Below are 19,975 nucleotides of genomic sequence, written 5' to 3'. Positions count from 1 at the left end.
CGTTAATATGAAACCTAAAAATGTATTTACTCGACGTAAATTACTAAAAGCAGGGTTAGCTGGTGTGGCACTGCCATCTATTGCTTCACTCATGGGTGTACAAAATACAGCATTGGCCTCTGTACTTGATTCAAAAGAGGCAACAAAGGCAGTTAAACCCGCAAGAATAGTGACTATTTTCTTTCCAAATGGAGTGTCACTTCCGCCTGAAAGCGATGCAAGCCATAAAGATTGGCACTGGTTTCCACATAATCCAGGTACAGATTACACCCTGACGAATACCCTGAAACCGCTCGAAGCGCACCGTAGTAATATGTCGGTTTTATCTGGGTTTTCTCATCCTAATTTACGCTCAATAGTACCTCATAGTTGTAGCGCGCAATTTTTAACAGGCGCAGATCAATCAAAAGGGTATTCAAACTCTATTAGCTTTGATCAAGTGTTTGCAGATGCTATAGACGGTACAACACGTTTTTCATCATTGGCTTTATCTGCTAATGGCGGAACAGGTAGTTTAGGTAGACCCGCGACTTTATCTGTAAATCGTGATGGCGCACTTATGCCAGCCCTGTCTGAACCACAACAAATTTATAACCGCTTATTTGGTGTTGAAGAAGCTGGACCCGAAGAACGTAGAAGAGCTATTGCTCGCGACCGTAGTATTTTAGAACGTATAAGTTCTCAATTAACCAAATCTAATGTAAGAGTTGGTACAGAAGAGCAAAAGCACCTTAACGCTTATTTGTCAGCGAGTAATTCCCTTGAAAAACAACTTGAACGAGCTAACGAATGGTTAAATATACCAAAGCCTGAGGTCGATGCTTCTTTATTTGATTTTGATTCAAAACCAACGCGTGAATTAGGTACCAACTACATGCGTACTATGTTTGATCTTATTCACATGGCTTTGCTTACAGATTCTACACGCGTGGTAACGTACCAAACATCTATTGATGGTGGTTCAGGTAGAGGTAATCAACTACCTTATGCTGCTGGTCTGTCATTACACCATCACCAACTATCACACAGTGCCGCTCGCGACGAGGGTGGTTGGGAGCGTTGGGCTAAATTTGATCAATACATGGCTGAGCGTTTATCAGAGTTTTTAACAAAAATGGCAGAAACACCTGATCCAATCGCAGAAGGAAGCTTGTTAGACAATACTATTGTGTTGTATGGAAGTGGTACAAGTAAAACCCATGTAGGTAAAAATTATCCGTTAATTTTGGCTGGCGGTAAAAACCTAGGGATTAAACATGGAGCGTTTCATAAGTTTGAAGAAGAACGGCCGTTTAATGATTTACTGCTTACCATTCTACAACGCGTTGGTGTAGAAACTGATAGTTTTGGCGATAGTCAGAATATAGTTTCAGACATTTTGGTTTAACTTTTTAGTGTAAACCTACAAACCAGTGCAACGAATTACATAAATTAATCGTGTATATATATAAATAAAATACGATGGTTTACGTTGATAAAGTAAGAGCAAGGCAATATAACTATTTTAACAATATCGCTCGTTACTATTTTTGATATATAACAGAGAAAGGCTAAATTAATGAGAATATTAAGTGTACTAATTGGTGTACTTTTCAGCTGTGTGGTTAGTGCTGAATTTAAACCTAATATTATTATATTTTACGTGGATGATTTAGGTTGGCAGGATACTAATATATATAATATAGATAAGCCTAGCCCATGGGAAACACCTAACATGGATGCATTAGCAAACTCAGGAATGCTGTTTACACAAGGCTATTCTCCTGCGCCAACCTGTGGCCCATCACGTGCAGGTTTATTAACAGGACAATATCCAGCTAGAACTCACTTTACTCATGTAAATGGCAATAGGCTCCCACAATCGAGCAAAGCTCAGAAAATGATTTCACCATTCTTTATTAATACATTGCCAGACGGAGAAGGAGAAATAATCCTTAGCGAAGCACTACAGCAGAATGGATACCGCACAGCCCAAGTAGGTAAATGGCATATTCATGGTGCTAAAAAAGGGTTCGATGTTGCTTATACAAAACGAGGAGCACACAGCCAATTAGATGATCGCTCTAAAGACTTTTCTGGTTATGACGCCGACGAAAAATTTCCGTTAGGTAAAGAACTGTATCCACCCACAAGTAAAAAACATCCTAACGGTATACCATATCCTTATCAGCCAGTAACAGAACAAGCATTAAAGTTTGTTACCGATAGTACCAATGAGAAAAAACCATTCTTCTTGTATTTAGCTCACTGGATGGTTCACTACCCAATTATTACCCGTAACCGTAACTTATTGGAATATTATACTGATAAGCTAGGCATTGATTTCCCGAAAGACAAATCAGATATAACAACGCCAGGACAAACTAACCCTTATTACGGTGCTATGGTAACAACGGTAGATTGGAGCTTAGGTCGAGTGATTGATTTACTAAAGGCTACCGATGATCCGCGTAACCCAGGTAAAAAATTAATTGAAACCACCTATATCTTTATGACCTCAGATAACGGAGGTGCTGAAGACCGTCGCACTGAAATTATTACTGACAATGCACCGCTTGATAAAGGTAAAAAATATGCGCAAGAAGGTGGCGTTCGTGTACCTATGATAATAAGCGGACCATCTATTAAATCTGGCTCACAGTTTGATGGAATGGTTAGTCAGTTAGATTACTTCCCTACCATTATGGACTTAACGGGTACTTCTCTAACGCCACAGCAACAGTCAAAACTTAATGGGCTAGATATTACTCCAGTACTTAATGGCAAGAGCAAAGTTGTTACAGATTCAAAGGGTAAACCTAGAGAATTTCTATTCTGGCACTTCCCACACAATTCAGACTCACAAATGCAATCAGCAATACGTGAGGGCGATTTTAAGCTCTACAAAAATTATAAAGATAACAGCTACTCATTATTTAGATTATATAAAAATGGGAAAATGGATGATATTGGGGAGCAAAATGATCTAACAAGTGTAAAAGGCTACGAGACGATTGTTGCTAAGCTTTCAAGTAAGCTAGAAGAACTTTTGACACAGAACAATGCCGAATTCCCGAGTAAAAACCCTCAGTATAAAGGCCTTAGTGAATCTGACAAAAAAGTACTACCTGTTATTGAAAATCATGTTTATAACGCTAAAAAACATATCGCTACTATTCAACTAGCCGATAACAAAACTCCGATTCACCATGCATATGTATTAGTTAAAGGGAAAAAAGATAAACGATATGTGAAATTAAGCGCTAATATTGAAGCCAAAGAAAATACACAAACTTCAGTAACCGCTAAACTACCAAAAGAAGTTGTTGAATATATGTTCGTACTTATCGACAAAAACAACTTCATGATAAAAAGCGAACTTTTCAAAGTAAAAAAATAGCACTGGGTTAGCCCTTTAATTATGGCGCTTAGAGAGAATAGTTAAATACTAAAATAGCTGGCCACTGCTTGTAGCTCGCTATTTTAAGCCATCAATTATAGCCTCAGTTTGAGCGTTATTTGATGTTCAGCTTTATGCTATCGATATACGTAAGATTTCAATGTTTAATTGTTGAAAATATTATAATGTTTTCGCATTAAATATGCCTACAGAAATAAGAAAGTACTAGGACCTTTTAGTATATCGTACAAATACAGCCCCTCGTTTATTACCTGTAACGAAAAATAAGAGACAACCCCTCTTAAAACACCGCCATTCATTCCAGCTGTTATCCCCCTGCACCCCTTGTAATAAAAGGCATAAACCTGTTTTTTATTAAAAATCATGATGCGCTACGTCCTTTTTATACTTGTTTTAGGGAGATTACCCACTTTAATTCACTGTGCGCACCCTCCTAAAGCCACTAAAAACATCAAAGCCCCCTACTCTCATAAAATGCCGTTTTACTCTCTTTAAATGATAATAGTTGCTAACCACACATAATTACAGTTATGTGTGTTAGAGAATTATTCTCATTTAGCTTGTTTTTGTAAATATATAATGTATATTTATACAAGCTGTATTAATAAACACATAAAAGGCGTTAATGTTTTGGAAAACAGATTACTTGATACTGACATTGAAATTTTTCAGGGTTCTAGTGATATCGATATAATTGGTGGAAACGAACATGCAAAAAAATCACAACGTAATGCTCAGTGGTTTTCTGAAATATTTGAACTCACGACTAAGAACAGTCAAGCCGCTTTAAAATATGATGGTAATAGTTTGCGCGCCTGGTTTAATGAAAATCCCCAGCATGTTCTAAATACAGATTTGGAAAATAATGAAGATGTCTTGAAGTTGTATTTCACGCAAATGATAGAAAGTGATTTAAAGCGTGCGACGATTGTTAGGCATAAAGATTCTGTTAATAAGATTTTAAAAGCGATGTCACTGGCTAACCCGTTCGTTGAAAATAGCTTGTTTGGTGATTGGTTAAAATCCGCTTTAAAAGTTAAGCCTGCAGCTCAGAAACAAGCGGAAGGTATGGATCATAAATCATTGGCCATGATCAATGAAAACCTTTCAAATGAATGCCCTTTAGAATTTCGTAATAAGCTCATTTTTAACATCGCTTTTGATGCGCTGTTACGTGCCAGCGAAGTGTGCGCCATTAAAATTGAACATATCGATTTCAATACCGAAACTGTTTATATTCCATCAAGTAAAACGGACCAAACAGGACAAGGTGAATACCTGTATTTATCTGACACTACGATAAGTTTGATCAAACAATGGATACCACTACTTAAGCGTAAAACGGGCTATTTATTGCGTAGTTTAAGTCCTAAGAAAGATATTAGAAATGCACCTCTCAAATATCGAACTATATTAGATGCTTTTAGATCTGCATCCGTATTAGCTGGTAAAGAATACGGTTTCTTTACCGGCCACAGTGGTCGTGTTGGAGCTGCAATTACTTTAGCTGAGAAAGGCGCTTCATTATTTGACATACAACGTGCAGGACGTTGGGCTAATGCAGCAATGCCTGTAGTTTATACAAGAAAAGCGAGTGCTAGGCTAACAGGAATGGGTAAGATTGCAAAAGACTTAGGGCGTTAGTTGTTCTAAAATCTAGGAAAGATAATAAGTCTTCAATATAATGATGCCTTATATTATCGCCCTAATAAAGCATCAAGCTTTATTATATATTCTCAAACTATTTTTGAGTCAGACACTTGAATGAATATGACTAGTGGACAATTACATCTGTTGTGCCACCCAATTGCATCATAAGTGCCAGTCATTATCATTCAACTCTGTCACCTAATAACATTTACAGTGACCATCAAATAATATTAGGTTTGCCACTGATAAATATGATCACTTTGTGCGCATTAGAGACATTAGACAAAATTTATTTGCCATATATTTTCTAATATATTGTTTCTGTCATATTATTGAGACTTCTCAGTAATACGCTGGTTGTGACAGAAATAGAAACATTATAGTTTCTAATGCTTTGAAATTATGGGATATTAATGTGAATTAAATAATATTTATGGGATGGACATTACTGAGAAGTCTCCATAATAAACTGTTAGGTATGTAAATCGTGTTTGATAATCCTTTTTTAGAATTGGTTGATGTTCTCGAAAACATAAATGACATAGAGCTTAGTCTTCTAAAATGCCACCTTCTTATTGAAAAGGAGTTAGAACGCATTGCTCTTATTGGAGCCGAAAAACCAAAATACATTTCTGAATCAAGATTAACCTTTTCTAATAAAATAGCCTTGGTTCGCTCATTTCATAACAGTAAATGCGAATCTTGGGTTTGGGGTGCTATTAATAAACTTAATAAAGTAAGAAACCTTATGGCTCATAACTTAAGTTCTGCTGAGATAGATAGTGAGATTTCTTCCTATACAGCTTTATTAAAAATCGAAGAGGAAATTTGGCCTGCAGAGCTACTAAAAGTTAAACATGCTGATTTCTTTTGGGCAGTGTATCTTGTTCTAGGTAAACTTAGAGGCATTGTGTAGTACATACCTAACAAGTGACTATGGTCAGTTTTCAGTACAAAATCTAATCCAACCTGTTCAATAACTGTAAAAGCTCACGTCTTCTTTGTGGCAAAAGTGTGCATTAGGAGTGTTCAATACATCCAAAGATGAGAGATCTAATAAGATTGAATATTATTGACACATGCTACATGTAATTGGCTGGTATAGTTAAATGCAATTAAGTGGTACTGCCGCTAGATATTTTCCAACTAGGAGTGAATGATGAAACTTACAAGAAGTATCAAATTGCCAGCTAAGCACCCTGGCATTATTTTTAAAAATCGCATTTTATTAGCACATAATTTATCTGTCACTGAGGCAGCTAAAAAGATGCATATTAACCGTTCTCATCTGAATAATTTCTCTACGGGGAAAGTGAGTGTAAAAGCACCTTTAGCGATGAAGTTAGAAAAAGCAACAGGTATTAGTGCTGTCTTTTGGATGAACCTACAGAAAACCTATGACTTATTTATACATAGTGATTTGGAGGTAGATTGCGAGCCTCTATACGATTTGAAAATGGTTTAAGTGGAACATGTAACAAGTAGAACTACATATAACTTAAGTATTACCAACAGCATAGTACTTGAACTGCACTTAACAAAGTATACTCTAGGTAAATGTAACGGCCATTAAAACAAGTGGATTTTAAAAATGTGGGTAATTATTAGTACGTCAGTAAACTTAAGATTTTATAGTTTCATAAGCAGCAATTTTGAAGAATATTTTGGTTTACAATATATAAAAGATGAACACGGCAATACAATGTTAGAAGATGACCATGATGAAATAGCGACTAAGTTAATTGCACTAGGTATTCCACTCTTTATTAAAAAAGAAGATGCTCGTAAATTAGCGGTAAGTAAAAATATAACAGGTTTTAAATATCTTAAATTATCCCCGAAAGTAATAAACTCACATCATATAAATGAAAGGTGTAGTTAATATCTAAGTATTAAATATACAAACGTAAATTGCTTTCAATGACATCGATTAATGTTTTTGGTACCGCTTGCTGTGTTGCTAAAGCTCGCCATGTCGATACACGCTCTATCGTCTCATCAACAATTACGTCAATTTTTCTGCGTGAAAATAGTGGGCTTAATGCTTCGAAAGCATAAAAGTCCTCTCTTGTGAAATTGTCACGTTTACCATTTAACGTCATCCAGTGTTGGCTCACCCAACTGCTATCAGGTTTATAGCTATACGCTAAATCATAAGCTGGCGCTAATCTCCATTGATTATTAGCGCCAAGTAAAAAGGCAAAGTTCTTAGCATGATCATCATGATTTCTCGCAATGACATTAAAGACCATACGTTTAAAAATCTGCATCCCTTCCTGCGGAGATAAATCGAGTGCTCTTGCAGTCCCGAGTAATTCACCGTAGGAATAAGATCCGACTTTTTTATAATCCACATGTGCTATACCGTTTAACGTTTGAACGTGTACCTTTTCATTACCAATACGGTCAAATCGTTGCGTGATAAAGTGTCGACGTTCACCTTCATTTAAGAGTTTACACGGCATCATATCAACACCACACAATGTAGCCATTTGATAATAAACATACTCCATGGCTCCATAGCCAAGCGGATCGCCAAACGTTTCCTTATTCTTGTTGTGCTCACTTACACCATCAAATTTCATTAAGTAATGCGTAAAATCATTTGGGACATCAACTTGACCAGACTTTACGTTTTTAAAATCCTTGTCAAAAGCTACAACGGCTTTAGGCCTTGCTCCCCCTGCGCTCATCCCAACACTTAATAATGACAACATAGCTTCTTTATCTTCATCTTCCTGATGCAGACTTACTTGGAAAGCTTCACGATCATTTAATACGCTTTGCGCTACACTAACAAGCGATTCAATTTCAATCGAATTAAGACTGTTCATATGTTTTAATCGCGTGGCTGGCGAATAAGTCAGTGCGCCCATTCCTCGTTGGCCTGTGTATTGCAAACGCTCAAGCGGTGTTATATCAGAGCTTGAGCGACCTTTCATTGACAGCCATGCGTTCATCACAGCGTTACCAAAATCATCCGGTAATGAATCTGCAATAAGGCCGGATAATCCTTTAAATGTGTCTGAATTAAGGTTTGGGAACGTATAAATGCGATCACTTAAGGGCATTTTAAGGGGGGAAAGTTCTATGCCTGTTTTAATGAATTTAGGCGAATATTCAAATGCACCAAGCTTTGTTTTAGCATTGTAGCTTACTGCGCCAACATTCTTGTCTTTGTATGACACGTTAATAGCTGTAATGTCTACCATGAGTGTTTTTCCTTAGTAACCTTTTTTGATGACTTCGTGGCTCTTTGGCGAGTACTACCTTGGAGTTTAGCTAATTGTATGGGGGAGGTTTCCTGCGGTGGTATAAATAGGTCCAATTGCTCCACAAGGTCGAGCGCTATTAAGACTGACATGACAGTGGACAGCTTTGCAGTCCCAAGCTCAACACTTTTGATCGCGTTATAGGATAGGCCACAGTTAAGTGCTAAATCATCCATGGTAAAGTTTTTATTTAACCTAGCAGTCCTCAAGCGAGCACCTAACATAGCAGATAAGCTTTGCGCTGTAACATTATTCACAATAACCACCTTTAAACAGTTGATTGGATAGGTTTGATAACTATAATAAACCTTTTAGAGTTGATTGTATATAGTGGATAACAATGAGTCAATAGCACTCTACATGGTGGGTTAAGTGAGTAAAATGAGTTCAAACAGCTTTTTAAGGGTGATTGCGATAAACAGATAAATACCTTTATTTGTTCAAGGCACCTATAATTAATGTAAAGATAATATGTAGAGTATAAAATCTGTATCAGCACAACAATGATATTTACTAAAGATTGCTCTATGATGGCTGAAGTGAAAGGTTTCAGTTAAGTTCTAGATTGGCAGTATTATTTAAATTATGGATATATGAGGTAAGTAGGATGATAAGTAAAAAAATAATGTTGGTAGGTTTGATTGTAGTATGTTCTTTTATTAACACTAAAATAGCTAATTCCAGTGAAATAAAGACTAAAGATGTAAAAGTAGTATATATAAAGCTTCAGCAATCACCAAAAGATAGTGCTTTAAAATTAGAAGGAGTTATAAAAACCCAATTAAAGGAAGGGTGGGATTATCACTCCTATATAAATGTTGAAAGTGGAATTACTCAAACTAAAATGCTTATATTTAAAAAACATTAACAAATACGGTAGTTTTATGATATTTATCTAAATATTCGTTTGGGAAATTCTTCAGGTTAAATGTAACAAAATGGTTGCAGCATTTAATTGAATTGCTGCAGCTTAAAACATACCGATCATCAATATTCGGTAAATATAGGCTTTCAATTATATGTCCATAATCCTCAACAACTGAATTAAGTGCATTTGCATTCATTAATTCCTAACACGTTCCAGCTGTTCTTTTGATATTAGTCTTATTTTTCTCTCTTTGGGGGTGTGTAACTTCTCCCTGTTTTTATTTGACTAAGATAGTTAAGTGAAGAGAAATCAGTCCATTGACTATTCCTACCAAGACCTTTTTTATTATCTCCACCCATAATTATTAAAGCGATAATTGGAGATAAAGCTAATACCATCGGTACAGATAGGTCCCACAATAAAATCAACCTTTTATGCATGCCGGTTGTGTATTCGAAAGATAATAAAGACAGAATATGCGGCAATGATACTACAAAGAACAGTATCATTGCTTTATCTCAATATGAGCTTATTAATCTACTGCTATCTATTTTGAAGTGCTCATTTGTTCTTTTACGAGTAAATCATTTGTTCGAAAATAATCACCTAACGTGATTGATTTACACTCATGAAGATACGGTTCATTACAGTAAGTGTATGCATCACTTAGCAAACTTAACAGATCGATGATCACGCCACGCTTAATTTGTTTTTTATACCAAATATCAAAAACTTTTCTATTGATCTTCAAGTCAGTCTTTTTAATGAATATGAACTCAACAGGCTTCTTGCAGCAATCAACTTCTAAAATCGTATATATTTTTTCACAAACATATTCTCTAAAGATATGTCGCACCTGGCTTTCACTATTGCTATATACAGAACAATACCCCTCTTCTGAAGTGACAAACATATAATAGTGCTCTGATAAAGCTTGTAATGGATTCGTATTTAATGAAAATGACGTTAACGTAATATCTCGCGTGTATTCCCTGTTCTGATTATTTATTTGATGTATTAACATGGCCGCATGATGAGAGCCACCCCTTTGCTGGCCAACATATCTATCTAACCATGCCAGATGATGAACATTCATTTCTTTTCTTAAAAGAAAGCCTTCTGTATTTTCTGTGTAGTGTATATTTGCTTTAAAATCATCTTCATCTAATCCTGATAATGTATCAAAAGGGTACATAGCTCTTCCCCAATCACAGGCGTTCTTAAACCATGAACCATTCACTTTTGCTGTGTGACCTATGCCGAAGCCTTTTGAATCAGTCATGCTTTGTATGCGTCCAAAATTAAACCCTCTAACTTCAGATTCTTCACGGACTACAGTGGCAAGTATTGCATCTTCCAGATCGATAGGAAAATAATCGAACTTTTCAATTGTAAATACATTCTGCCATTTCAGTAATAATCTATCTTCAACTGAAGGCTTATACATCCTAGGGGCTGTTAAGAAAATACGGTCTAGCGTATCTTTATCATAGTGAGTCGTTTTCTTGTATGCCTGAGCTATAGTCCACTGGCATGCTGTTTTGATACATTCTAGTATATTTGATTTCATGATATTCCTTTTAGCGTAAAGTATTCATTAGTTCGTAAAACTGAACGATGATTATGTAAGCCATCTTTTTTAATGAGTTACTTCTATCTATGTGTTCTTTTTTAACATTTGATGATGGGAATATCAGACCATCGTGTCGTATATCTTTTCGATAAGAACTGTCTTCTCATCGCCCATTTCTCATCATGTGACTCACTCGCAAGACGTAAAGCACCTTTGCCAAACTTATTATTAATACGGTAGTAAAACTCTGTTGTTTTCGCGTCATGTTTAGGCGCGAAGATATCGGACTGGGCAAAACGACTATCCACCATTTTATAAATTATCAAACTTTATTATATATTCTCAAACTATTTTAGAGTCAGACACTTGAATGAATATGACTAGGAGTGAATGATTAAACTTACAAGAAGTATCAAATTGCCAGCTAAGCACCCTGGCATTATTTTTAAAACTTGTATTTTATTAGCACATAAATTGTCTGTCACTGAGGCAGCTAAAAAGATGCATATTAACCGTTCTCATCTGATTGATTTTTCTATGGGGAAAGTGAGTGTAAAAGCACCTTTAGCGATGAAGTTAGAAAAAGCAACAGGTATTAGTGCTGTCTTTTGGATGAACCTACAGACAACCTATGACTTATTTATTAATAGTGATTTGGACGTAGATTGCGAGCCTCTATACGATTTAAAAATGGCTTAAGTGGCACATGTACTAAACTGGACTACATGTGCCTTACTTGACCTAAGCTTTTGCATACGCAAGCGCTCAATCGCTTTAATATCATTCACAGTAATGTAGGGCTCTAAAATAGTTGTTAGATAACTTTAACAACCTCAACCTTTGTTTGGAGGGAGCATCTAAATTTTGTTGTTGGGGTGTTGCGTCCACCCCTTTATTTGTTTAGTTTGGCGATTTATTAAAGTTTGTCTAAAAAGAAACCTTCAGGTCACCTAATATTCCTTATAGTAAATAGTACCTCATCCATCCTCACGTTTTTATTTAAGTTTCATAAACCAATTGTATTCAGATCTTAATCTTAATTTCTGTGACAAGTACAACCCTAGTTCTTTTAATTGAGCGGTATCTTGATACGTTACAATTAATGCTTTTAATGTATTTAGTGCTTTTTCGCTTTGCCCCATACCGTCTAAAGCTAATACATAAGTATAAGCATACTGAGAGTTATCTGGCATTAGCATCATCGCTTCATCAAATAAGCCAATTGCTTTTTCCATATTCTTCTGTCGAACAAAATACAAACCATACGAATAATGTAAAGCAGCAGACTTAGGTAAGTTTTTAATGCCTTTAGCAAGTACAGAATTTACTTGAAACGTTCTTTGTTGTGTACGATAAATATCAGCTAAATTAATATATGCAGCTTCAAAATATGGGTCTATTTTAATAGCTTCTACTAAAGATTTTTCGGCAGCTTTTAAATTATTACTACTCATAGCAAGTAGCGCTTGATTACCCCTTCCTTCACCGCGCCAGCTATTTAAGTTATTAGCGTTCACTAATTCATTGAAAGCGTTATCAAAAGCCGTTTTATTTACATTGGGTATATTCATTCCAATTAAGCCACGTGCCGTGGAAACTCTTATTGATCTATATTTGTCTTTTAATAACGGAATTAAATATTTTAATCTCTCTTCAGGAGTAGAAAGAGTGATAGCACTTGCTGCACTTAACCTAATTAAAGCTTCTTTATGTGATAAGTAAGGTACAAGATCTTCCGCCGGTATTGACGGTGTAGTGAAATTTAACAACTGTATAGCTGCGGCCCTATTAATAACCGGAATTTGTTCATCTGCAATGATACTAAAGTGCTGCGCTAATGTTATTGCTTCACCATTATTCAATCTCATTAATAATAACTTGCTCGGTAAAATAGCATTGTGTTTACCCTTCCAATTTAACAGAGTATCACTTGCCCACTTATTTGATTTATCTTCATGGCATTTTATACATGCGTTTGGTGTATTAAATTCATCCGACAAATGTGGTTGTGGGATTTTAAAACTATGATCGCGTCTATCATCTACACCCATAAAAGTAGTTTCAGGCATATGACAGTTAACACATTGAGCACCTGTTGAGTTACTTTCGTGTTGATGGTGCTTTTTAACATTGTATTCATCGTTTGAATGACATTGTAAGCACAGGCCATTTCCTTCAACCTTCACCTTCATTGTATGTTTATCATGGCAATCTAAACAGTTCACTCCTGCTGTAAACATTTTACTTTGTAGGAATGAACCATAAACGTACACTTCTTCTTTAATTTGCCCATCAGTATGATAATTAGGTGCAGAAGGTAGTTGTGGAATAAATTGATCTAAAAATGCGGTATTCGCTTTAAAACTATCAGTTAATGGTGAACGTAAAGAATGACATGCAAAACAGTTATCCATAAAACTGTTATCACGTTTTTCACCCTGCCAATGAGCGGTTTTATCGGTAATATTACGTAACCACTGTCCTGTAGGGTGTTTAGCAGAAATTACATCTGCACTTACATTACGTGAAGATGATTGAGATTGAAATTTTGTTGTATTGTGATTTGTCATATCTCCATGACAAGATAAACAACCTACATTGATGTTGTCGAACTCGCTGGCAAAACTATTATTGTCTACGTCATAATTTCTCACTAGTCTATCAGAGTGGCAGTCTGCACACATGCCATTCCAGTTTTGTAATGGTTGGCGCCAGTGGAGTCGATCTTCAGGGCGAATTTCTTCATGACTATAATTATGATACCAGCGTTGGCCCCCCTGCTTTTTGTCTCGACTATCCCAAGCAAAAGGTAAAACTTGTAACTTTCCTTTTTCAACTTCTACTAAATATTGTTGAAGTGGGTAATGTCCAAAGGTATATTTTATCGGGTAAGTGTCACTTTTATCGTCATAAGAAATAGTGACTTGATAGGTATTATCTTTTATAAAAAAGTAAGCTCTTTGTCCATAATGTTTAACATTAACATTATTAAAATCGGCTAAAACTGTTTGTTTAGTTGGAATTGCCATTGCCTTGGCATGATCTGATTTCTGCCACTCTTTTTGTGACTGTTGATGGCATGAAACACATGTTTGATTGGATATTGGATTACTTTTTTCAAAGCTATACTCTTCAACAGCACTTGCTTGAATAGACACCAATAAAAATACAACATAACAAGTTTTTAAAAAATTCAAATTTATTAACCTTAAATACAGCTTCAATGGATTGTCATTGGGAATATTAATTTTAAGTAACAGGTGATAACTTTTTATCTTCTGAATATATCTTACTTTGCCATAAAATCAGAACACTAAATAATGGTACTTAATGTTGATAATTCAAATATTAAGTATACAAAATTAACACTTATTATCGCTAATTTATGTTAAATAACATACCGATTAATAAGCGTTATTTAGGATTTTTCTGAAACAGGTAATTTGTTTGTGGGCAAATTCCTTCTGTTATTTATAACTAAATATAAAGATGGCAATACCAGTAAACAAACCAAAGTAGTAAACAAAATACCAAAACCTAACGATACTGCCATAGGTACAACAAACTGAGCTTGTCGTGAAGTTTCGAATACCATAGGTGCAAGCCCACAAAATGTTGTGATGGTAGTAAGTATTATTGGTCGAATTCTGCGTCTACATGCTTCACTCACAGCTTCTAAAGCACTATCACCTTGTTCAAGTTTCTTATTTGCGTATTCAACCAATATCAAACTGTCGTTAACAACAACACCTGCTAATGCAAGCATTCCCATTAAACTTACCACGCTTAAACCAAAACCTAGCACCATATGCCCGAGAATGGCTCCAACAGCACCAAAAGGGATAATAGCCATAATAATAATAGGCTGAGAATAACTTCTGAAGGCGATAGCAAGTAATATGTATATACCAACCAAAGCAAATGCAGTACCAAATTGTAAACTAGAAACACTTTGTGCAATTTCTTCTTGTTCGCCCCCAAAACCGACTTTAAGTCCTGGGTAACGCCCTTCTAAATCAGGTACTAAATAGTCTTTAACCATCAAAGTAACAGCAGGAATATTCTCCACTGGCAGAATTTCTGCTCCTAGTTTTTCTATTCTCTGGCCTTTTCGTCTTAATATGAATGCTGGTGCAAGAACCTTGTTAATTGTGGCAACACTACCTAAAGGAGCATAACCGCCTCCTTTTGTTCTAATTAACATTGATTCTATTTTATTAACATCGGCACGTTCATGCTCGGGCAGTCTAACTAAGGTTGTTACTTGGTTACGTAAACGATGCTGTCTTTGTGCGCGAGAGCCATACAAGGACGATCGAAGTTGTGTTGATAAATCTACAGCATCTAACCCTAAAGCCCTGCCATTTTCATTTAAGGTTAACTTCCATTGAGGTTTACCCTCTTCCATCGAGTTAACGGTTGCGACTACGTCATCACTATTGGATAAAAACTCAATGGCATCTTTTGCTGCTAAGGCAAGTATTGTACTGTCACTATGGCGCAACTCTATAGTAAGAGAAGCATCAACATTAGAGCTTGAACCTCGCCGAGCCCCACTAAACCTTAATTTCCCTATATTAGGTAAGTTTTCTGCATGTGAACGCCACATTTCTTTTACTTGTTCAGTTGAATATTCTCTTTCTTCACTCTCAACCAATAATAAAGCAACCTCAACACTGTTTTCGCGAATAATAGTACGTACACTAACGACATTATTTTCAATGTTGTTGTCATCGATCATTGTATAAGCACTGTTTTCTAATTTGTTTTTTAGTTCCTGTGCTTGTTGCTCTGTTGTTGTTTCAGATATTTCGTAACTTGCTTTAACCCATCTACCGTCTAATTTCGGATATAAACTAAACCCCATTTTCCCACTAAAAGCGTAAGTAATAACAACACAAAAAATTAAACAAGCTATCGATAACGTTAACACGGCTTGCTGCAAACATTTACTAAGAAATGGAAGGTAAATATTTTCTATAAAATGATTTAATTTACCTTGGCATACAGCCTGTGCTTTATTAAATAATTGCTCTATTTTATTAGGGTTTTTATCATTAATATGCGCTAAATGAGACGGTAATATAAATAATGCTTCAACCCACGAAACAGCAAAACAAAGCACAACTACAATAGGGATTGCACCAAATAATAACTTCATACTGCCGGGTAAAAGTAATAACGGTAGAAACGCTACAATATTAGTTAAAATGGCATAAGTTAAAGGTTTAGCGACTTCGTTAGCACCTTTTATTGCAGCTTCTTGAAACGACATCCCTTCTTGCACATGAGAATAAATATTTTCACCTGCAATAATGGCATCATCAACAACAATACCTAATGCTACAATAAAGCCAAACATAGACACCATGTTAATTGAAACGTCGAATGATGGTAAAAACAACATGGCTCCCAAAAATGAACTTGGAATACCAGCAACTACCCAAAAGGCTAGTTTAAACTGAAGAAACAAACTCATCACTATAAGTACTAACACTAACCCCATAAATGCATTGCTAAGTAATAAACTTAAACGTTTTTGATAATTTTTTGCATCATCATCTACAATAGATATACCTGCATTAGGAGGTAATAAATCTAATAATTCTGGCCACATCTCTTGAATTGCATCAGCAATTTCAGACGGTGTTTGTTCTCCCATTCGGTATATATTTAGCTGAGCAGAAAGTTGTCCATTATAGGTAACCACGTCACGAGTATCAGCAAAACCCTCTGTCACTTTAGCTATTTCACCTAAACGTAATTGATCACCTGACTCATCGGTAACAATAGGAACATTGGCTAAATCTTCTGCCCAAAACTCACGTTGATCAACCGACACAATAATATCGCCATTATCAGCTTTAATTTTACCGGCTGATTGCTCAACAACATTATTTTTAAGTATTGATGCAATATTATTGAGCGTAAGGTCGTAGGCTTGTAGATCAGATTGTGCAACCTCAATATGTATCTCTTCTTCAGGAATACCCCGTAATTTTACTTGTGAAATATAAGGAGATTGTAAAATACGATCTCGTACTTGTTCAGTTAAACGTTTTAACGCAAAGCGATCTAAGTCGGCATGAACAATAATCTCCATGACATCGGCAACACTAGTATCTAATACAACATAAGGCTGCTCCATTCCCGAAGGGAAAGACGATATTCTATTAACAGCCTGCTGCGAGTCTTGATATACCTTTTGCGGATTTGCTCCAGCTTCCAACTCTGCGGTAACTCGCATCCAACCAGTACCTATACGTGTATCAACTCGACTTACACTGTCTAAACTATCTAAGGCAGCTTCAATAGGAACAGCAATAGCTAACTCCATTTCACTAGGCGCTGCGCCAGGATAAATTACACGTACAGAAATTGTATCGCGTGTGGTTTCCGGCATATATTCTTTGCGGATAATAAAAGACATAACCAAACCACCGCAAATCAAGGCTAGCATCAATAAATGAGGGGCTATTTTATGGTCGATCATCCATGAGATAGGACTAAATTTCATGCTTTAATCCTTTCTGATTTTTTATTGCTTTTGTCATCCTCGTTTGATTTATTTTTTGATAGCTTTTATCGCCTTCTTCCTCTATAGATCGAGCAAGATCTTCACGCGTATTAACCTTCAATCCAACACTTGCTATACCAGGCTTTTCAGCAAGTGCTCTGTCTCCATCTTCAACATCAGTATCTATATAAATCAGTTCACGGCCTTTGAAAAGTATTTTTACTGGTCTTTTCTGTAATGTATTATTTTTATCAACCACCCAAATGGTGTTGTCAGCTTGCAACCAAGAATATTTAATCGTCCAAGCGTTGTTTATTGGCTTACCCATCAATTCGACGTTTAAGAAGTCGTTAATAAACACAGAAGGCAATGTTGAATTTTCTGATAGTGGATTTTCAATAGATAAAAGAATTTTTACTTGCCTGTCGTTACTATCAAGTTCAGGTGAGAATGAAAGTACCTTTGCTTGACGATTAACGCTATCGCCCCATATACGCTGTTGGCTAACTTTAGCCATTTGCTCAGCATCAAGAATGTTGAAAAATTTATGCGGTATTTTTACTTCAAGCCAATATGTGTTTGTGTTAACAATTGAAAACAATGTCGTGTTGGTAGAAACCTTACTTCCTTGACCTATATTCTTACTCACTATTTTTCCATCAAACGGCATAAGTACTTTAGTGCGGTCTAAATCTAACTTAGCTTTATCAAGATTATTTTGAGCAACTGATACTCTTGCTTTAGCAACGGTTAATTGTGGCTCTCGAAGTACAAGCGACTGTTCAATAACAACATGATCACCAAGTAATTTTAATTCTTCTTGCGCTAACACTTGATCTGCTAATTCTAATTCTAAATTCGCCTGGGCTTGGGCTAATTGAGATTGTTGCGATTGCAAGGCAAGTTGGTATTCAATTGTTTCAAGAGATGCTAGCCATTGCCCTTTTTTTAATAAGCCTCCTGGTATGGCTTCAGGGTTTATTGATTCTATATTTCCTGCCACACGAGGGCTAACATCAACAGATTCTGCAGCAATAACAAAACCAGAGGCTTCCCATGATGGTATAACCGAGCCTCGTTCTAATTCTATTGTTTGCACAACACGAACACGTTTAGTTTTCTTTTTTTGAAATTGATTAGGTTTTTTCTCTCCAGCTTCAAGAATTAAATACCCTAATACTCCGCCTAAAATAACAATAAAAAGAGGTAATAGTTTTTTTGAAAAGAAGAAGTTACGCATTAAGATTATATTCCCTGATTGCTTTTATTATTACCATCAATATGATTACGACTAACTTGCTTGTTAAGTGAAAAATCCCCATGGCTTAGCTCTCGATATAACAAAACTCGATTGGTCATTACTCTTTTGTTAGCATCTATTTTTTGTCTTTCTAACGACAATATACTTTCTTGTGCCCTTAACAGATCGAGGTAATTAGTTTTACCACTTAAATATTTAACTTTAGTAAGCTTTTCTGTTTTCTTGGCTAGATTTAATTGTTGATTTAAGTTTTTACGTATTTGCAGTAGCTGCGACTCGTTAATTAATACTTGATTAACAGAAGCGATAGCTTCTAACCACACTTGCTGATAATCTAAAATTAACGCTTTTAACTCTAACTTTCGTTGTTCTACAACAGATTTTAGAACGCCACTATCAAATAGTGGCATTGCTAATGATGCTATTAAGTTTCCAGCCCAATCATCAAGTAAATCATTTATAGAGCTGGATGAGGTAGAATAATTAGCTCTTAAAGTTACACGCGGATATTGATTGGATAAGGCTATCGCTAGGTTTTCGTTAGCGGCTTGAATTTTAGCGAAGGCTTGCTGAACATCAGGTCTAAATTTAAGGACTTGCGCAGGTATTCCAATATCAGGTAATGCTGGCAGTTTAGGTAATGATAATGTTTGATCAATATTAATTTGGTCAGTAGGAACAGCTAACCATAATGCCAGTGTTTGTCGGTAGAGATATAAATCTGCTTCATTATTAGATTGTTGAACTTCAATCGATTTTAACAACCTTTGTTGTTGCCAAATATTAGTAACAGAGTTTTTACCCATTTCAAAACGTCGTGTTATTACTTTTAACGCATCTTTTGTTCGCTTATATTGCTCAGCCAGTACTTGTTCTTTTTCTTGCTCTGTAATTACTCCTAACCAAGCGTTAGTTATACTTCCAGCAACTAAATTAGATCTACCACGGTATAAAGCATAATCTTCCTGTAAATTCCAATGGGAACGATTAATATTGGCATTTATCCCCCCCCATAAATCAATTTCCCAACTGGAGCTTAATCCTAAAGAGACATTATCAACATTCCCAAAGTTATCAAAATCAGATGAAGCACTAGCATTTGCGCTTAACGATGGATAGCGTTCACTATTTGCAATTGAGGTGTCAATCTCAGAGCTTTTTAATCTGAGTTCGTTAGCTTTTAAAGAAATATTATTTTCAAGCCCTTGAACAACAAATCCTGACAGAGATTTATTATTAAAACTATTCCACCATTTTGTATCAAGGTGATCAGTGCCTTGGGCAATAAATAACTTTGGTGTTGCAATCTTTGTTATTTTAACTTCTTTTTGCTGTGCGCACGATGTCAAAATAATAATAAAAAATAGTTTTATACATTTCATAAATAAAGTTTAAACAACCCCAAAATACGTACTTCAATCATGAGCAAACAAA

16 protein-coding genes are annotated in these 19,975 nt (G+C 35.8%); 8 read left to right on the top strand and 8 right to left on the bottom strand.

The genetic code is table 11. The annotated features are described in order from the left end of the window. Nucleotides 1-7: 7 nt before the first annotated feature. From Q5N69_RS11820 to Q5N69_RS11795, 6 genes are all read left to right on the top strand, one after another. Nucleotides 8-1,387, top strand: a complete 1,380-nt coding sequence (locus tag Q5N69_RS11820; protein WP_304369145.1) for a DUF1552 domain-containing protein — start codon at nt 8-10, stop codon at nt 1,385-1,387. 171 nt (nt 1,388-1,558) lie between these two features. Beyond that, nucleotides 1,559-3,379: a sulfatase gene (locus Q5N69_RS11815; protein ID WP_304369144.1), complete on the top strand. Its 1,821-nt coding sequence runs from the start codon at nt 1,559-1,561 to the stop codon at nt 3,377-3,379. A gap of 651 nt (nt 3,380-4,030) precedes the next feature. After that, the gene (locus Q5N69_RS11810) at nt 4,031-5,044 is read left to right on the top strand and encodes a tyrosine-type recombinase/integrase (RefSeq protein WP_304369143.1); all 1,014 of its coding nucleotides are present in this window, start codon (nt 4,031-4,033) and stop codon (nt 5,042-5,044) included. 493 nt (nt 5,045-5,537) lie between these two features. Next, nucleotides 5,538-5,966 carry a hypothetical protein gene (locus Q5N69_RS11805; protein WP_304369142.1) on the top strand — a complete coding sequence of 143 codons (429 nt, stop codon included), beginning with the start codon at nt 5,538-5,540 and terminating at the stop codon, nt 5,964-5,966. 243 nt (nt 5,967-6,209) lie between these two features. Beyond that, a complete protein-coding gene (locus tag Q5N69_RS11800; protein ID WP_304369141.1) occupies nt 6,210-6,515 on the top strand; it encodes a HigA family addiction module antitoxin in 306 nt (101 codons plus the stop codon). A gap of 237 nt (nt 6,516-6,752) precedes the next feature. Next, nucleotides 6,753-6,932: a hypothetical protein gene (locus Q5N69_RS11795; RefSeq protein ID WP_304369140.1), complete on the top strand. Its 180-nt coding sequence runs from the start codon at nt 6,753-6,755 to the stop codon at nt 6,930-6,932. A 10-nt stretch (nt 6,933-6,942) separates the two neighbouring features. Here Q5N69_RS11795 and Q5N69_RS11790 read toward each other — a convergent pair whose 3' ends face one another. Continuing rightward, complete coding sequence (locus Q5N69_RS11790) at nt 6,943-8,262, bottom strand: type II toxin-antitoxin system HipA family toxin (protein WP_304369139.1); 1,320 nt, start codon at nt 8,260-8,262, stop codon at nt 6,943-6,945. Nucleotides 8,263-8,887: 625 nt separating this feature from the next. Here Q5N69_RS11790 and Q5N69_RS11785 point away from each other — a divergent pair. After that, nucleotides 8,888-9,190 (top strand): hypothetical protein, encoded by a 303-nt coding sequence (locus Q5N69_RS11785; protein WP_304369138.1) that lies wholly within the window; start codon nt 8,888-8,890, stop codon nt 9,188-9,190. Nucleotides 9,191-9,426: 236 nt separating this feature from the next. On the opposite strand, the gene Q5N69_RS11780 is transcribed toward Q5N69_RS11785, so the two are convergent. From Q5N69_RS11780 to Q5N69_RS11770, 3 genes are all read right to left on the bottom strand, one after another. Beyond that, nucleotides 9,427-9,699 carry a hypothetical protein gene (locus Q5N69_RS11780; protein ID WP_304369137.1) on the bottom strand — a complete coding sequence of 91 codons (273 nt, stop codon included), beginning with the start codon at nt 9,697-9,699 and terminating at the stop codon, nt 9,427-9,429. 38 nt (nt 9,700-9,737) lie between these two features. Continuing rightward, nucleotides 9,738-10,760: a hypothetical protein gene (locus Q5N69_RS11775; RefSeq protein WP_304369136.1), complete on the bottom strand. Its 1,023-nt coding sequence runs from the start codon at nt 10,758-10,760 to the stop codon at nt 9,738-9,740. A gap of 101 nt (nt 10,761-10,861) precedes the next feature. Then, the gene (locus tag Q5N69_RS11770; protein ID WP_304369170.1) at nt 10,862-11,074 is read right to left on the bottom strand and encodes a DUF4113 domain-containing protein; all 213 of its coding nucleotides are present in this window, start codon (nt 11,072-11,074) and stop codon (nt 10,862-10,864) included. A 79-nt stretch (nt 11,075-11,153) separates the two neighbouring features. On the opposite strand from Q5N69_RS11770, the gene Q5N69_RS11765 reads away from it, so the two are divergent. Further along, complete coding sequence (locus tag Q5N69_RS11765) at nt 11,154-11,462, top strand: HigA family addiction module antitoxin (protein WP_304369135.1); 309 nt, start codon at nt 11,154-11,156, stop codon at nt 11,460-11,462. Between the two features lie 296 nt (nt 11,463-11,758). Here the strand turns inward: Q5N69_RS11765 and Q5N69_RS11760 are convergent, their stop codons facing one another. The 4 genes from Q5N69_RS11760 to Q5N69_RS11745 all read right to left on the bottom strand — a co-directional run bounded on the left by Q5N69_RS11760 (nt 11,759) and on the right by Q5N69_RS11745 (nt 19,890). Beyond that, nucleotides 11,759-13,960, bottom strand: a complete 2,202-nt coding sequence (locus Q5N69_RS11760; RefSeq protein WP_304369134.1) for a multiheme c-type cytochrome — start codon at nt 13,958-13,960, stop codon at nt 11,759-11,761. A 221-nt stretch (nt 13,961-14,181) separates the two neighbouring features. Further along, nucleotides 14,182-17,280: an efflux RND transporter permease subunit gene (locus Q5N69_RS11755; protein WP_304369133.1), complete on the bottom strand. Its 3,099-nt coding sequence runs from the start codon at nt 17,278-17,280 to the stop codon at nt 14,182-14,184. Then, nucleotides 17,270-18,520: an efflux RND transporter periplasmic adaptor subunit gene (locus Q5N69_RS11750; RefSeq protein ID WP_304369132.1), complete on the bottom strand. Its 1,251-nt coding sequence runs from the start codon at nt 18,518-18,520 to the stop codon at nt 17,270-17,272. Before Q5N69_RS11750 ends, Q5N69_RS11755 begins: the two co-directional genes overlap by 11 nt. A 5-nt stretch (nt 18,521-18,525) precedes the next feature. After that, the gene (locus Q5N69_RS11745; protein ID WP_304369131.1) at nt 18,526-19,890 is read right to left on the bottom strand and encodes a TolC family protein; all 1,365 of its coding nucleotides are present in this window, start codon (nt 19,888-19,890) and stop codon (nt 18,526-18,528) included. Nucleotides 19,891-19,975 lie beyond the last annotated feature (85 nt).

The organism is Pseudocolwellia sp. AS88, assembly GCF_030551755.1.
GTDB lineage: Bacteria > Pseudomonadota > Gammaproteobacteria > Enterobacterales > Alteromonadaceae > Pseudocolwellia.
The sequence above is the reverse complement of the archived record's forward strand: the minus strand, read 5'-3'. Positions and strand labels throughout refer to the sequence as shown.